This is a genomic window from Methylobacterium sp. 275MFSha3.1 (genome assembly GCF_900108435.1).
Lineage (GTDB): Bacteria > Pseudomonadota > Alphaproteobacteria > Rhizobiales > Beijerinckiaceae > Methylobacterium.
Genome location: NZ_FNWP01000007.1, coordinates 89,445 through 104,794 on the forward strand (window position 1 = coordinate 89,445; position 15,350 = coordinate 104,794).

Genomic DNA, 15,350 nt, shown 5'->3' on the forward strand with positions numbered 1-15,350 from the left:
ACCGTCACGGCCGTTTGCGGATGAACACCATGTGGTAGCCCTTGAAGGGACCCGGCGTGAGCCGGAACAGCAGCTCCCAGAACTTGCCCAGGACGATGTTCTCGCCATGATAGAACGGCTGCCCGTCGAAACTGTAGGTGAAGTGCTCGAACCGGTCAGTTGGGAAAAGCCGCTTCCGCGCCGCCTCCGTGTTCATCGTGTAGAGCGGAACGAACGAGTCGATCTCGACCCGCCGCGGCTCGACGAGGCGCAGCACCCGGGCATGCAGCCGCTTCGGCACGAGCCGCGCCCCGATCCCGACATAGCCCCAGCGGTTCGGCGTCCAGGCGCAGAGCCAGCCGCCCGGCGCGAGCACCCGGCCGAGCTCCGCCGCGGTGACCTCGGGGTGCTCGATATGCTCGAGGACCGAGAAGGCCGAGATCAGGTCGAAGCTCCCGTCCGGAAATGGCAGCACCCCGTCGTGACCGATCAGCCGGACCTCGTCGGCCGACCGGTTGCCGAGGACCGCCTCGTCGACGTCGCAGGCGACGACCTGGGCGCAGCGCCCCCGGAAGTCGCCGAGGTGCCGCCGCAGTGGGACCGGGTCATCGCTCCACTTGCCGCGCCCCGCGCCGAACTCCATGACCCGCATGTCGGAGCGGAGCAGCGCGTTGACGCGCACGATGTACTCCATCCGGTGGTCGTGCCGGGAATAGCCCCCGGCCCCCATCTCCCGGAACAGACGCTGTTCGACCGTGACCATGCCTCAGGCTCCTCTGAACGTGCTGCGCCGACGGCGCATATGAAATCCGGGGGATCGGGCGGGCGCCCGACGGTGGCGATCCTCGGCACCCGCGGGGTGCCGGCGGCGCACGGGGGGTTCGAGACGCTGGCGGAGCGCCTCGCGCTGGAGCTCGTGGCGCGCGGCTGGCGGGTCGAGGTCTATTGCCAAGTGCGCGAGCCGGCGCCCCCGATGGTCTGGCGCGGGATCCTGCTGATCCCGGTCGCGGTCCGGGGCGACGGCGCCGTCTCGACGATCGTGTTCGACCTGAAATGCACCCTGCGGGCGGCCTTCCGGCCGGCCCTGCCCCTCGTGCTCGGCTACAACACCGCGGTGTTCTCGCTGCTCTACCGGCTGACCGCCAAGCGCAGCGTGATGAACATGGACGGCATCGAGTGGAAGCGCGACCGCTGGTCGAAGCCCGCTAAGGCCTGGTTCTGGCTGAACGAGCGGCTCGGCAGCCTGTTCTCGACCCACCTCGTGGCGGATCACCCGGAGATCGCCCGGCACCTCGCCCGCAGGACCTCGGCCGCCCGGATCACCACCATCGCGTACGGCGCCGACCCGGTGCTGGAGGCCTCGACCGAGCCGCTGGCGAAGTTCGGCCTGCGCCCGCGGGATTACGGCCTGCTGATCGCCCGGGTGGTGCCCGAGAACCTCGTGCTCCAGATCGTCCGGGCCTGGAGCGAGGTCCGGCCGGGCCTGCCGCTGCTCGTGCTGGGCAAGCTCGCGGAGGCCGACCCGTACCACCGCGCCGTCCGCGCGGCGGGCGGCCCGGACGTGATCTTCGCCGGCGCGATCTACGAGGCCGAGCGCGTGGCCGCGCTCCGCTTCCACGCCCGCTTCCACATCCACGGCCACACCGTGGGCGGGACCAACCCGTCGCTGGTCGAGGCGCTGGGGGTGGGCTCGCCGATCCTCGCCCACGATAACCCGTTCAACCGCTGGGTGGCGGGGCCGCAGGCGCTGTACTTCGGTGACGAGACCGAGCTGCGGCGGGGCATCCTCGGCCTGGTGCGGGCCGGGCCGCGCCGCCTCGAGGTCATGGGCGAGGCGTCCCGTCGCCGCCACGCCGAGGCGTTCACGTGGCGCGGCATCTTCGACGCCTACGAGCGCGTGCTGCGCCGCCAGCTGGCGCCCAGGCGCCAGGGCCGGGAGGCGCGGCCGGCCGTCCGCCGCGAGCACGGGCGCGCGTGAGGCGGGCACCGGCCCGGCGCGTCCGGATCTAGCGCCCACGGCCCGCCTCCGGGCCGCGCCCGCCGCTGCGGAGCTGCCGCTGGACCAGCATCGTCACGGTGCCGGCCGGGACGTCCCGGAGGCTGCAGACCCCGATCCCGATCGTCGCGCCCGCGCCGATGGCAACCGCCCCCTGCACGGCGGCGTGCGCGCCGACCACCGCGCCGTCGCCCAGACGGGGGCCGTCGGCGGGGAACGGCTGGCTCGGGAAGACCCAGTCCCGCGGCCCGACCAGGGTGCCGGGCAGGAGCGTCAGGTCGGCGCCCCCGGTGCCGCAGAAGGCGACCCGCGCCGGGTGCGGCACGAACAGGCCGGGCCCGACGCGCGAGCCCGGATGCAGGCAGGCGCCGGTCAGCCGCAGGGACAGGTCCGCCACCAGGGCGGCGCAGCGGCGCCAGCCCCGGCCGTGCAGCAGGTGCGCAGTCCGGTGGAGGATCGCCACCTGCATGGCCGGCAGCGTGAGGTGCATCGCGCGCCGCAGCCGCGAGGTCGGCTTGCCCCCCGTCGTCTGGCGCAGGACGCGGGTGAAGTCGGCCGCCAGGAGGCGCCGCAGGCCCGGCAGGGTGACGTGGTCGGTCATCGGGCCGCTCACGCCGCGCCCGCCCGGCCGGGAAGCGGCCGCCAGGGCTGCGGCATGACCTCCTCGTCGGCCTGGACGGGCTTGAGGATGGTGGTCCGCGGGCCGATCCGGGCCCGGTCACCGATCGGGACGGCGCCGAGCACGATGGCGCCGGCTTCCAGGACGACGTCGTCGCCCAGCACCGGCAGGCCGGGGCCGCCGCCGATGTCCTGGTCGGGCTCCTTCAGCAGGCCGCCGATGGAGGCCTGGATCCCGAAGGCGGCGTCGCGGCCCACGGCGCCGGCGATGACCGTCCCGTAGGGCTGCGGCAGGAACAGGCCGCCGGCGATGCGGCTGGAGGGCGGGATGTCGGCGCCCGTCCACCAGCCGTTCACCAGCCACAGCAGCCACGCCGCCATCCGCCAGCCGCGCTCGTGGGCGTAGCGGGACAGGCGGTAGAGCCAGACCGCGTGGTAGCCCCGGCGCAGGCGGGCCGGTCCGCCGCCGCGGCGGCGCCAGTGATCGCGGTCGGCGGACAGGGCAGCCCGCACTTCGGCCCACCGGAGACGCCCCGCCTCCGCGTCCACTCCGCGCGAGAGACGCAGATCTGGTCCAGCGGCTGTCTCGGACATACGCAGTCCTCCGGTTTTTCCCAACGCGACAACTCTGCAACCATAAATTGAGCTTGCGTTTGCAAGCCATACGCAGCCTGCCACGATGCAATCGTAGGTCGCAGTTTTCAGTCAGGCTTCACCGAGAGATGCTTCGCTTGGTAAACCGATTGTCGGGACGGAGGCGCGCCGGCGGGCTGCGCTACGGCGCGAACCTGCTCGGTCAGGCGGCGGGGCGCGGCGTCTACCTCGCGGCCGGCTTCGCGGCCTTCGTGATGGTCGGCCATTTCGCCGGACCGGCGGCGCTGGGCCGCTACGGCCTCGCCCTGGCGATCCTCGCGGTCGCGCTGATCGCGGCGGATTTCGGCACCACGCTGACCTTCGGGGCGCGGCTCGGCGCGGTCGGGCCGGAGATGCGGGCGGCCGAGTTCGGCCGGATGCTGTCGGCGCGCCTCGTCCTCGGTCTCGGGACCGGCGCCGCACTCCTCGGTGTCCTGCCGATGCTGCCGGACGCGATCCGGCCCGCCCTGGCGCTGGCCGCTCTCCTCATGCCGCTCGCGGCCGCCCGCTTCCTCGACGCCCTGTTCCAGGTCTGCGGGCGCCCGGGCTGGTCCGTCTGGCCGTCGCTCGCCAACGCCGCCCTGCTGGTCGGCGGGACGGCACTCGCGCTCTGGCTGCAGCTTCCGGAGGCGGCGCTCAGCCTCGTGGCGGTGGCCGCCGGCATCGCGTACGGCGCGGTCGGGCTGGCGCTGGCGCTGCGCCTCGTGCCCGCCCGCCCCGCCTCGCTGCCGCACGCGCTCGCGACGATCCGGGCCGCGGCGGGGGTGGGCGTCTCGAACGCCCTCGGCTCGCTCAACGGCCGGATCAGCCTGATGATGCTGGCCGCCTTCGCGGGCGCGGCCGAGCTCGGCCAGTTCACGGCCGGCTTCCGGTTCTTCGAGCTGGGCGCCGCGGTGGCGATCACCCTGTGCGCCCCGCTGGTGCCGGTCTTCGGGCGCGCCGTCGGGCCCCTGGTCGACGGACGGTCGCGCGCCGGCACGACCGCCCTGCGCGCGCGGGTCCGCGGCGCGCTGGTCCCGATCCTCGCCGCGTCCTGCGCCGGAGCGGTGGCGACCTGCGCCCTCGCGGAGCCCTTGGTGCGCCTCGCCTTCGGCCCGGATTTCGGCCGCGCCGTCCCGGTGCTGCGCATCGCCACCGGGATGAGCGTCCTGCTGATCGCCGCCACGATCCTGTTCGCGGGCCTCGTCCCGCTGGGCCGGACCGGCTTCGCGGTGCGCGGGAGCGCGGCGGCCTGCGCCACGAACCTCTTCGCCTGCACGCTGCTGATCCCCTGGGATCCGCTCCTCGGCGCGGGCATCGCCGCGCTGCTCGCCGAGGCCGCGATGCTCGGCGTCCTGGCCCAGGCCTTCTGGCGGGAGGCCGGACCGCCCCTCGCCCTGACCGACGTGCCGATCCTCGCCGCGCCGGCCCTCCTCACCGCCCTCGCCTGGGCCGCCGGTCCCGCCGCCCTGGCGCCCGCGGCGGTGCCCGCCGCCGCGGCCATCTCGGCCGCCCTCGCGGGGTGGCTGTGCCTGCGCCGCGCCCCGACCGATCCCCTAGACCTCCCGCTCCCGGAAGCCTCCTCATGAGCGATCGACCCGTGCTCTCGGTCATCATCCCGACCTACAACCGCGCCGACACGCTGCGCCTGTGCCTGAGGGCCTTCGACCGGCAGGAGACGGACGCGCCCTTCGAGATCGTCGTCTGCGACGACGGCTCGACCGACCACACCGGGACGGTCGTCAGCCGCGCCGTCGCCACGGCCCGGATCCCCGTGGTGCACCTGCGCCAGGAGAATGCCGGGGCGAACGCCGCCCGCAACCGCGCCATCGCGGCGGCGCGGGGTGAGCGCCTCCTGATCGTCAACGACGACACGATCCCGGTCCCGAGCCTCGTCGAGGCGCACCGGCTCGCCCACGCCCGGCGGGGCGGTCGTGAGACCGCGATCCTCGGACGGATGACGATCGACCCCGCCCTGCCCTTCTCGCCCTTCTCAGCGCTCCACCACGACGCCTCCTACGACGCGCTGGCGGGCCGCGACGCGGTCGGCTGGGACGCGTTCCTGACCTGCAACGTCAGCGTCGACCGGCGCTTCCTGGAGGAGGCGGGCGGCTTCGACCCGAAGCTGTTCTGGCACGAGGACATCGAGCTCGGCGAGCGGCTGGCCCGGCGCGGCATGCGCCTGTTCTACGCGCCCGAGGCGCTGGGCTACCACCACCACCTCCTGGACGAGGCGGCCTACCTGCGGATCGCCGAGCGCGAGGGCGCGGCGCTGGTGCTGTGGTACCGCAAGCGCCCGGACCTCGTGGCGGATCTCGGCCGGCTCGGCCTCGTCGGGCCGCCGCCGCTGGGCGCGGCGGCGCGCCACCGGGTCGCCGACCTCGCCATGCCGCAGGCGCTCCTGCCCGGCTGGCAGATGGCGGCGCGCGCGCTGACGCGGATCAGCCCCGAGGCCGGCCGCAGCGTGTGGCGGCGGCTGTTCCAGCGGCGCAAGCGCCTCGCCATCGCCCGGGCGCTCGCGGCATGAGGTGGCCCCGCACGGTCCTCGGCGCCCTGTCGGCCCTGCTCCTGCCGGTCCTGTCCGCCTGCGGGCCGGCCGATGCGCAGGTGCAGCAGAACATCCTGGTCGATCCCGCCGGCGGCGCGAAGCCCGGCTACACCACGGTGGCGCGGCTCGCCGACGTGCCCTTCGCCAGTCTCGGTCCCGGATCGAGCGTGCTGGTCCGGGGCGGCAGCTACGGCGACGTCGTGTTCGTCGGGTCCCGCGGGACCGCGGCGGCGCCCGTGACGGTGGCGGCAGAACCCGGCACGCAGCCGCGCCTGTCCAACTCCGTGGTGTTCGAGAACGCCGCCTACGTCACGGTCACGGGCCTGAGCGTCCAGGGCGCGGTGAATTCCGGCTTCATCATCCGCCGGGGATCGAGCCACGTCACGGTCGCGGGCTCGACCGTGTCCCGCTCCGGCCTGGGGATCTGGATCGGCGACGGTGCCGGGGCGGGTCACCGCATCACCGGCAACACCCTCGCCGACAACCAGACCCACGGCGTGGCCGTCGACGTGATCAACGCGCCCGCGGAGGATCCGAGCTACATCCTCGACAACACCGTGACCGGCAACGGCATCCACGGGATGGAGATCAACGGCTCCGGCTACGTCGTGGAGGGCAACCGCGTCGCGGGCAACGGCGTGGGGATGTCGGGCACCTCGGGCATCCACGTCTACGCCAAGGACGCCGCCCAGGACGCCGGCGACCGCAACATCATCCGGTACAACATCGTCACCGGCCAGAAGGAGACCACCGGCCAGGACGGCAACGGCATCCAGATCGACCAGTGGTGCGACGGCAACATCGTCGCGTTCAACGTCGCGGCCGACAACGACGGCGCCGGGATCAACCTGTTCGACGCCGGCTCCAACACGGTGGTCAACAACACGACCACCGGCAACATGCGCGATTCCGGCGGCAAGCACGTCTATCGCGGCGAGATCGTGCTGGCCTCCGACTACACCAAGCAGGTCGACCGCACGTCGAACAACCGGGTGCTCAACAACATCGCCTACGCGACCCGGCCGAACGTGGCCGCGATCGTGGTCGAGGCGACCACCACCGACAACAACAACGCGATCGGGCCGAACTTCCTCGGCAGCGCCGTCGGCGCCCCGCTCTACCGCTGGGGCACGCAGGCCACCGGCGACGGGGCGAGCCTGCCGCTCAACGGCCAGGGTGCCGACCTCACCGGCACGCCCGCCTTCCGCGATCCCGCGAACCCCATGGCCGGCGGGCTCGCCCTGACGGCGCCCCCGGCCCGCGCCGGCATCCCGCTCGGCGCCACCCGCGACATCGCCGGCCAGGCCTACGCCCCCGGCGAGGCCCCGACCTTCGGCGCCTACAGGAGCCCGTAACATGCTTCGCATCGGCATCGACGCGCACGTGCTCACCGGCAAGCCGCAGGGCAGCCGGACCTGGCTCGTGAACATCATCGGGCGCGCCGCCGCGCGCCACCCGGACGCCACCTACGTGGTGTATTCCGGCGACCCGGAGGCCTGCGCCCGCATCGTCTCGGGCGACAACATCGAGCACCAACGGCTGCCGCGCGTGCCCGCGACCGTGCGGCTGACCCTGGTCTGGCCGTGGCTGTTCCTGCGCGACCGTCTGGACACGCTGCTGACCACCTACATCGCCCCGCCGCTGGTGCCGGGCGACCGGCAGGTGGTGGTGGTCCACGACATCCTGTTCGAGACGCATCCCGAGTTCTTCCCCTGGTCGATGCGCTGGCGGAACAAGATCCTGACCCGGCTCTCGGCGCGGCGCGCCAAGCTGGTCCTGACCATCTCCGACTACAGCCGCGACTCCATCGCCAACGTCTACGGCATCGCGCGGGAGCGCATCGCCGAGGTGCGCTGCGGCTCCACGCCGCCGCAGGCGGTCACGGAGCGGACGCCGCTCGCCGACGGGCGCCCCTACCTGCTGATGGTCGGCCGGCTGGAGCCGCGGAAGAATCTCGGCCTCGTCCTCGACGCCTTCGCGCGGCTGCCGCAGGGCGCAGCCCGGCTGATCGTGGTCGGCAAGGGCGACGGCGAGCGGCCCGAGACCCTCGACCGCCTCGCCCGGACGCCGGACGCGGTGCACATCGCCGGCATCGACGACCGGGGCCTGTCCGACCTCTACGCCCGGGCCGCCGCCCTAGTCTTCCCGAGCCGCGGCGAGGGCTGGGGCATCCCGGTGCTCGACAGCCTCGCCCGGGGAACCCCCGTCATCGCCTCGAGCCTGACGGCCATCCCGGAAGCCGGCGGCAGCGCGGCGAGCTACTTCGACCCGGACGCGCCCGACCGGGTCGACCGTCTCGCGGAGCTGATGGGCGCGGCGGTCGAGGGGCGGCTGCCCTTCGACGCCTGCGCGGCGCGGGCCCACGCGGCGCGCCACGACTGGGACGGGCCGGCCGCCACCTTCGTCGACCTGATGCGCCGGAGCTTCACGGCCCGCACGCATCTGCGCGACCTGATCCTGGCCGCGCCGAACCTGCGGGGGTGAAGCGTGCGGGTGACGCGCGGGGGTGACGCGCGGGGGTGGCGCGAGAGGGCGCCGTCGGCTCGCCTAGCGCGCGGCCCCGAGCGCGCCGACGGCGGGGCTCTCCGGACCCTCGTCGGCGATGGGATCCTGGATCAGCGTCCAGTAGCCCAGGGCCGCCACCAGGGCGATCACGGCGCCGGTGATGAAGGCCATGGAGAAATGGCCCGTGCCGCCGACGATGAAGCCCGTCACGGCCGGCGCCAGGGCGCCGCCGATGTAGCCGCCGAAATTCTGCATGGCGCCGAGCGACGCCGTGCAGCTGGCCGGCGCCGCCACGGAGGCCATCGCCCAGGCCGACGACGAGCTCATGTAGACCAGGAACAGCGAGGCCGAGATGCAGGCGATCGCGAGGGTGTCGCTCGGCGTCAGCGCCGCCACCACCGTGAACGCGGCGGTCGCCACCAGGGAGCCGACCATCGGGATCTTGCGGCTGCGGATCGGGTCGACGCCGCGGCGGACGAGGACATCGACGACGCGACCGCCCAGGATCCCGCCCAGCACGCCGAAGGCGAAGGGGATCGAGCCGACGAGGCCGGTCTTCTGCAGGGTGAAGTGCCGCTCGATCTCGAGGTAGCTCGGCAGCCACGCGGTGTAGAGCCACGTCATGTAGATGCAGCCGAAATAGCCGACGATCATCCCCCAGCTGGTTCGGAACCCGAAGAGCCGCCGCCACGCGCTCCAGGTGACCGCGCGGCCGGCGTTCGGGGCATCGCCCTCCTCCAGGAAGGCCCGCTCCCCCGGCGTGAGGTCGGTCTCGCGCGGGTTGCGGAACACGAGGTAGACGATCGCCGCGAGGACGAGGCCGGCCGCGCCCATGATGACGAACATCGCCCGCCAGCCGAAGCTCACCATCAGGAAGGTCAGCAGCGGCAGGGCCAGGAAGGTCCCGAGCGAGGAGGCGCAGTTCCAGATCCCCGTGGCGGTGCCGCGCTGGCGGATGTTGAACCAGTCGCGGGAGACGCGGGCGCAGGTCGGGAAATGCGGCGCTTCGCCGATGCCGAGGACGATCCGGGCGCTCACGAACTGCCAGAACGACGTCACCGCGCCGCCGAGCATCTGGCCGAACGACCAGCAGGTCAGGCCGAGCGTCAGCGTCAGGCGCGGGCCGAGCCGGTCGGCGAGCGCCCCGGCCGGCAGCTGCGCGAAGGCGTAGGCCCAGAGGAAGGCCGAGAGCAGCAGGCCCATGTCGGGGATCGAGAGGCCGAGATCCTCGCGGATCAGCGGGTTGGCCACCGCGAGGGTGGCCCGGTCGACGTAGTTGACGACGCCCGCGGTCACCAGCAGGGCGAGCGAGATCGTCTGGATGCGGCGCACGCGCGGCGTTGCGGCCAGGGCCATCGTGTCCTCCCGGAATGACGGGCCCCTTAGGGGTCTCCGCGGCCGGCCGGTCCTTCGCGACTCGTAGCGGCCGCGGAGCATTCTGCACCGAACGCCGCCGGACGGAAGGGCCGCCGCCCCTCGCCTCGCGGCGCCGGGCGTCGTAGACGGGCCGCTCCGTCACCCTCCGAGTCCGCCCGTTGCGCCTGATCCAGATCACCCACCACGACCTCGACGGCTACGGCGCCTCGACGGTCGCCGCCGCCTGCGCCCCGGTCGAGCGCGTCGTCCACGTGCCCCGCTACAGCGATGTCGGCCCGGTCTTCGAGGACGAGATCAAGCGCCTCGGCCGCGCGGCGGAGCGCGAGATCCTGCTGATGACCGACCTCGGCCTGGAGGAGCAGACCATCGCGGGCCTGAAGAAGTTCGCCGCGATGAACCGGCGCCGCGAGGACGGGCAGAAGCACCGCCTCGTGGTCCTCGACCACCACGCCTCCTCCCTCGACCAGATGCGGCGCCTGGGCCTGGACGCGGCGCCCGACGCCGAGCGGCCGGCGCTCCACCGGATCGACCTGGGCGACCCCGAGATCGCCGTGCTGATCGAGGACGACATCTGCGCCACGCGGATGGCCTTCGAGCACCGGTCCCTGTTCGCCGCGCACGAGCCCGCGACCGACCTGTCGAGCCTGCTCACCGCGGTCGACGCCCTCGACCTCTGGCGCAAGGAGAGCCCCGCCTTCCGGGGCGGCCTCGCCCTGGACGAGCTGTTCTGGGAGGTCGTGTCGAGCTACGTGCCGGTCGGGCATCCCTGGCACGACCGGTTCGTGTCCGAGATCCTGCTCGCCGCCGCCGCCGCCCTGCGGGACGGGGCGAGCCCGGCCGAGCTGGAGCGCCGCGCCTCGGCGCTCCGCGCCGGCGTGGTCGACACCCTGCTGCGCGACGCGCCGGACGACGACCCGGCGCTGACGACGCGCATGCGGCTCGCCCGGGCGCTCGCCCGCTCGGATTCCCTGTTCCGCCCGCTCAAGGACGGCACGCTCCTGTCCTTCGCCCTCGATTCGGGCACCTTCCAGCGGGTCTCCGACTTGATCATGGACGCGGGCCGGGCCAAGCGCGTGGTCAACGTCCAGCGGATGGGCACGCTGTCGTTCCGGTCCAACGACGGCACGGCGCTCGACGGCGCCCGCCTGTTCCGCGGCGGCGGCCACCGCGACGCGGCGGGCGGCCGGCTCCAGAGCAGCTCGGCCTTCTCGATGGCGGACGCGATCGCCCAGGTGGAGCCGGTACTGAACCCGGAGAAGCCCGCGGGTTCGGACAGCCCCTTCGCGGCGCTGAAGAACTGGAAGGGCTGAGCGGCCGGCCTAGAGCCGGAAATCCTCGCCGAGATACAGCCGGCGCGCGTCCGGGTTCGCCACGATCTCCTCGGGCGTGCCCTCGGTGAGGATGCGGCCGGAATGGGCGATGTAGGCGCGGTCGATCAGGCCCAGCGTCTCGCGGACGTTGTGGTCGGTGATCAGCACGCCGATGCCGCGCTGCTTCAGGTGCTTCACGAGGTCCTGGATGTCGCCGACCGCGATCGGGTCGATACCCGCGAAGGGCTCGTCCAGCAGCATGAAGGTCGGCGACGAGGCGAGCGCCCGGGCGATCTCGCAGCGCCGCCGCTCGCCGCCCGAGAGCGCGATCGAGGGCGACTTGCGCAGGCGCGCGATGTCGAACTCCTCGAGCAGCGAGTCGAGCTTGCGCGCGCGCGCCTTGCGGTCCGGCTCGACCACCTCCAGCACCGCCCGGATGTTGTCCTCCACGGTGAGCCCGCGGAAGATCGAGGCCTCCTGCGGCAGGTAGCCGATCCCGAGCCGCGCCCGCTGGTACATGGGCAGGTGCGTGATCGGCAGGCCGTCCAGGGTGATGTGGCCGCGATCGGCCGCCACCAGCCCGGTGATCATGTAGAAGATCGTGGTCTTGCCGGCGCCGTTCGGCCCGAGCAGCCCGACGGCCTCGCCGGTGCGCACGGTGAGGCCGGCCTCGTGGACGACCGTGCGGGCGCCGTAGCTCTTGCGCAGGCCGCGCACGCTGAGGATGCCGAGACCGCCCTCCTCGGCCGCGGACCAGCCGTCGGCCTCGGCCGGCTGTTCGGCCTGCCGCGCGCGCCGGCCGAACAGCCGGCCGAGCCAGCCCGTCCGGGCCGGCTCCTGCGGGCCCGCCTGGAACGCCACGGCGCCGCTCAATCGACCTGCGCCTTCGGCCTGGGCGGCGGCTGGCTGCAGCCCTTCGCCTTGCCGTCCTTGGCGTCGGACTTCTCGCCGGGCACGAACAGGGCCGAGACGCGGCCGCCCGCCACCGGGTCCATGTTCGCGCGCCCGGTGTTCATGTCGTAGACGAGCCGCTGCCCCCGGGTGACGTTCTGGCACTGGCTCAGGACGACGTTGCCGGTCAGCACGATCCGCTTGGCGTCCTGGTCGAACACCGCGTGATCGCCCGTGGCGACCTGGTCCTTCTGCACCACCGTCACCGGCCCGGCGCAGTCGACCTTCTGGATCCCGTTCTCGGCGGGGTTCCGCGGCGCCGCGTCGGCGCCCTCGTCCCGCGCCTCAGGCTTGGCGTCGCCCTTGGCGCCCTTGCCCGGCGCGTCCTTGCCGCGCTTGTAGGTCACCGTCATGGTCGAGCAGCGGATGGTGCTGTCGCCCTGCACGGCCACGACGTTACCGGCGAAGACCGCCTTGTTCTCCCGGTCGAACACGTCGAGCCGGTCGGCGTCGATCTTGATCGGATCCTTGCCGCCGCCGCCGATATTGCCGAAGGGCGAATCCTTGCGCGCCGGCTTCTCGGCCAGCGCCGGGCCGGCGAGGACCAGCCCGGCCGCCAGGGCGGCGCAGAGGAGGCGGGCGGCGCTCATCGGGCACCGTCCGCGGCTTCGGCGTCCGAGGTCAGGATGCGGGCCTGGGGCTTCTCCCCCGGCGCGTCGCTGACGATGACCACGTGGACGTTGCCCACGAAGGAGATCCGCTTGCCGTTCTCGACGACGTCGAGGGTGTCGGCCTTCACGTTGGCCCGCGCGCTCGAGACGGTGACGGGCTCCTGCGAGCTGATGGAGCCGGTCTTGAACGCGACGGCGGCGGAGCGCAGGCGCGCCTCCTCGCCCTTGTCGGTCCAGATGCGGATGTCGTCCTTCAGGTCGAGCGCCTCGCGGGCGGTGTCGAACAGGCCCGACGTCGCCGAGAGGCGGGCGATGCCGCCCTGGTCGTCGGTGGCGATGTGGCCGCGCATCTGCTGCAGCTCGATCTGGCTCGGCTTGCGGACGTCCTGGAGGGCGGCGTCGGCCGTCACCTCGTAGCCGCGCGTGCCCTGGCGGAAGCCCGAGAGCCGCGGGTTCTCCATGCGGACCTTGGAGCCGGCCAGCGTCACCGGGCCGACTGAGACGCCCGGCAGCTGCGCCGCGAAGGGATTGAACAGGTAGCCCAGCAGCAGCGCCACCGCGCCGCCGGCGACCACCGGAATCAGCCGACGCATGGTGCGCACGCGTCCGCTGTGGCGGTACGCCCGGGCGTGGGCCCGGGTCCGCGCCGCCGCGACCGCCTGTCCGTTGCCGGCTTCAGCCTCGACCGGGTTCATGCAGCGTCCGTGAGGCGCGCCCGAGGCGCGCGAGAGGGTTCGGCTCAGACGCCTGCGGCCCCCACCGCGCCCGCGCCTTCGGCCGGGCAATGATCCCGACCGGTGGCGAAGTTATGGCTCGACCATTTCCGAATGATCAACCGAACCCACAATCATCCCGAACGGATGTGTGTGGAGACACACGCCGCGCGCGGCGTCCCGGCAGCGCGCGACGCGGGTCTCCGTAGTCCTACGCGCCCCGCGCGGCCGCGAGCGCCGCCGCCACCGTGCGGGCGAAGGCCGCCGGGTCGCGGGGGCTGTCGCCGTCCTGGATGCGGGCGAGGTCGAGGAGCGTGCCGGCGGCCTGCGGCACCTCCGATTCGGGTGCCGCGGCCAGCGCCCGAATCAGCGGGTGGCGCGGGTTGATCTCCAGGACCGGCTGCCCGGCACCGGCCCGCCCGGCCCGGCGCATGAGCCGCTGCATCTGCAGGTCGGGTCCGCCGGTGCCGGCCGAGAGGACCACGGCCGAATCGACGAGCCGGTCGGTGGTGCGCACGTCCGAGACCTCGGCGCCGAGGGCCGTCTTCACGGCGGCGACGAAGGCGTCGATGCCCTCCGGCGCCTCCGGCTGCTCGCCCTCCGGCGCGAACTTCGACAGGTCGAGGCCGCCCTTGGTGATCGAGCGGAGCGGCTTCTCGTCGAAGGTGCCGAGCTGATCGGGCCAGAAGGCGTCGACGTGGTCGGAGAGGAGCAGCACCTCGAGGCCGCGGGCCCGGAAGCCCTCCAGCTGCGGCGACGACTTGAGCGCCTCGGCGTCGTCGGCGACGAGGTAGTAGATCGCCTCCTGGCCGTCCTTCATGCGGGACACGTAGTCGGGCAGCGCGGTCCAGCCCTCGACCGCCGAGGAGCGGAAGCGCAGGAGCGGCGCGATCTCGCCCCGGCGCTCGAAATCCTCGTAGATGCCCTCCTTGAGGACGGGGCCGAAATTCTCCCAGAAGGACTGGTAGCCCTCCGCGTCCTTGGCGCGGGTGGTGAGTTCGGAGACGACGCGCCCGGTGACCGCGCGGCGGATCCGGGCGAGCGCCGGGGTCGATTGCAGCATCTCGCGGGAGACGTTCAGCGGCAGGTCCTCGGTGTCGACGACGCCCTGGACGAAGCGCAGCCACGGCGGCAGCAGCTCGGCCTCGTCGGTGATGAACATCCGCCGGACATGCAGCCGGACCTTGCTCTGGCGCTCGTTCTCGAGGGCCTGGAACGGCTTCGAGCCGGGGATGAACAGAAGCGCGGAGAACTCGAGCTGCCCCTCGGCGCGCCAGTGGAGCGTCGCCCAGGGCTTGTCGAAGTTCATGCCGATGGAGTGGTAGAATTCCTCGTACTGCTCCTCGGTGACCTCGGACTTCGCCTTGCGCCAGAGCGCGGTGCCCTGGTTGGCCGACTCGTCCTTGCCGTCGCGCACGACGGCGATCGGCACCGTGATGAAGTCGGCCCATTTCCGCACGAGATGGTCGAGGCGGTAGGGCTCGAGGTATTCGTCGGCATCCGCCTTGAGGTGCAGCACGATGTCGGTGCCGGGCTCGGCCCGCGTCGCCGGCTCCAGCGTGTAGCTGCCCTGCCCCTCCGAGGCCCAGGTCCAGGCCTCGTCGCTGCCGGCGCGGCGCGACGTGACGGTGACGCGGTCGGCGACCATGAAGGCCGAGTAGAAGCCGACGCCGAACTGGCCGATCAGGCTCGGCCGGTCCTCGGCCTTGGCGGATTCGAGCGTCTGCGAGAAGGCCCGCGTGCCGGAGCGCGCGATGGTGCCGAGGTTGGTGGCGAGATCCTCCTTGGTCATGCCGATGCCGGCGTCCGACACGGTCAGGGTCCGCGCCTCCTTGTCGGGCGCGATGCGGACCTTGGCGTCCGGCGGCAGCGCGCTCGCCGCCGAGGTCAGGGCCTCGAACCGCCGCCGGTCCATGGCGTCGGCCGCGTTGGCGACGAGTTCGCGCAGGAAGATCTCGCGGTCGGAGTAGAGCGCGTGCACGACGAGGTCGAGGAGGCGTCCCACCTCCGCCCCGAATTCGTGCCGCTCGATCGTCTCGCTCACGGGTGATGCCTCCGCTGTGGGGAAATTGCGGTGGCGATATGCTGGCGAACGGGGCCGTTTTCAATGCGAAAGAGGGCCGGCCCCGG

Annotated in this window: 14 protein-coding genes; 6 read left to right on the forward strand and 8 right to left on the reverse strand. The window is 73.1% G+C overall.

Annotation, left to right across the window (positions count from 1 at the left end):
* Positions 1–4: 4 nt before the first annotated feature.
* Positions 5–742 (reverse strand): class I SAM-dependent methyltransferase, encoded by a 738-nt coding sequence (locus BLW78_RS09870; RefSeq protein WP_020090574.1) that lies wholly within the window; start codon positions 740–742, stop codon positions 5–7.
* A gap of 39 nt (positions 743–781) precedes the next feature.
* Between BLW78_RS09870 and BLW78_RS09875 the strand changes: the two genes are divergently transcribed.
* Positions 782–1,957 carry a DUF1972 domain-containing protein gene (locus tag BLW78_RS09875; RefSeq protein WP_244526887.1) on the forward strand — a complete coding sequence of 392 codons (1,176 nt, stop codon included), beginning with the start codon at positions 782–784 and terminating at the stop codon, positions 1,955–1,957.
* A 28-nt stretch (positions 1,958–1,985) separates the two neighbouring features.
* Here BLW78_RS09875 and BLW78_RS09880 read toward each other — a convergent pair whose 3' ends face one another.
* A complete protein-coding gene (locus BLW78_RS09880; protein WP_091679039.1) occupies positions 1,986–2,576 on the reverse strand; it encodes a serine acetyltransferase in 591 nt (196 codons plus the stop codon).
* 8 nt (positions 2,577–2,584) lie between these two features.
* Positions 2,585–3,106, reverse strand: coding sequence for a serine acetyltransferase (locus BLW78_RS09885; protein WP_244526888.1), 522 nt, complete (start codon positions 3,104–3,106; stop codon positions 2,585–2,587).
* A gap of 209 nt (positions 3,107–3,315) precedes the next feature.
* On the opposite strand from BLW78_RS09885, the gene BLW78_RS09890 reads away from it, so the two are divergent.
* Genes BLW78_RS09890 through BLW78_RS09905 form a run of 4 tightly spaced genes read left to right on the forward strand, consistent with a single transcriptional unit; the run spans position 3,316 to position 8,237 of the window.
* Complete coding sequence (locus BLW78_RS09890) at positions 3,316–4,794, forward strand: lipopolysaccharide biosynthesis protein (RefSeq protein WP_091679043.1); 1,479 nt, start codon at positions 3,316–3,318, stop codon at positions 4,792–4,794.
* On the forward strand, positions 4,791–5,732 hold the full coding sequence (locus tag BLW78_RS09895) for a glycosyltransferase family 2 protein (protein ID WP_026604531.1): 942 nt from the start codon (positions 4,791–4,793) through the stop codon (positions 5,730–5,732). Before BLW78_RS09890 ends, BLW78_RS09895 begins: the two co-directional genes overlap by 4 nt.
* Complete coding sequence (locus tag BLW78_RS09900) at positions 5,729–7,108, forward strand: right-handed parallel beta-helix repeat-containing protein (RefSeq protein ID WP_091679046.1); 1,380 nt, start codon at positions 5,729–5,731, stop codon at positions 7,106–7,108. Before BLW78_RS09895 ends, BLW78_RS09900 begins: the two co-directional genes overlap by 4 nt.
* Before the next feature lies 1 nt (position 7,109).
* Complete coding sequence (locus BLW78_RS09905; protein ID WP_020090581.1) at positions 7,110–8,237, forward strand: glycosyltransferase family 4 protein; 1,128 nt, start codon at positions 7,110–7,112, stop codon at positions 8,235–8,237.
* Positions 8,238–8,300: 63 nt separating this feature from the next.
* Here BLW78_RS09905 and BLW78_RS09910 read toward each other — a convergent pair whose 3' ends face one another.
* Positions 8,301–9,614 (reverse strand): MFS transporter, encoded by a 1,314-nt coding sequence (locus tag BLW78_RS09910; RefSeq protein WP_091679049.1) that lies wholly within the window; start codon positions 9,612–9,614, stop codon positions 8,301–8,303.
* A 179-nt stretch (positions 9,615–9,793) separates the two neighbouring features.
* On the opposite strand from BLW78_RS09910, the gene BLW78_RS09915 reads away from it, so the two are divergent.
* Complete coding sequence (locus tag BLW78_RS09915) at positions 9,794–10,945, forward strand: dimethylmenaquinone methyltransferase (protein WP_091679052.1); 1,152 nt, start codon at positions 9,794–9,796, stop codon at positions 10,943–10,945.
* 9 nt (positions 10,946–10,954) lie between these two features.
* Here the strand turns inward: BLW78_RS09915 and lptB are convergent, their stop codons facing one another.
* From lptB to htpG, 4 genes are all read right to left on the reverse strand, one after another.
* On the reverse strand, positions 10,955–11,752 hold the full coding sequence (lptB, locus tag BLW78_RS09920) for an LPS export ABC transporter ATP-binding protein (RefSeq protein WP_234082960.1): 798 nt from the start codon (positions 11,750–11,752) through the stop codon (positions 10,955–10,957).
* A gap of 62 nt (positions 11,753–11,814) precedes the next feature.
* Positions 11,815–12,486 carry an LptA/OstA family protein gene (locus tag BLW78_RS09925; protein WP_056531813.1) on the reverse strand — a complete coding sequence of 224 codons (672 nt, stop codon included), beginning with the start codon at positions 12,484–12,486 and terminating at the stop codon, positions 11,815–11,817.
* Positions 12,483–13,202 carry an LPS export ABC transporter periplasmic protein LptC gene (gene lptC / locus BLW78_RS09930; RefSeq protein WP_042671243.1) on the reverse strand — a complete coding sequence of 240 codons (720 nt, stop codon included), beginning with the start codon at positions 13,200–13,202 and terminating at the stop codon, positions 12,483–12,485. Before lptC ends, BLW78_RS09925 begins: the two co-directional genes overlap by 4 nt.
* A 229-nt stretch (positions 13,203–13,431) precedes the next feature.
* Entirely contained in the window at positions 13,432–15,264 is a 1,833-nt protein-coding gene (gene htpG, locus BLW78_RS09935; RefSeq protein ID WP_091679058.1) for a molecular chaperone HtpG, read from the reverse strand.
* Positions 15,265–15,350: the final 86 nt, after the last annotated feature.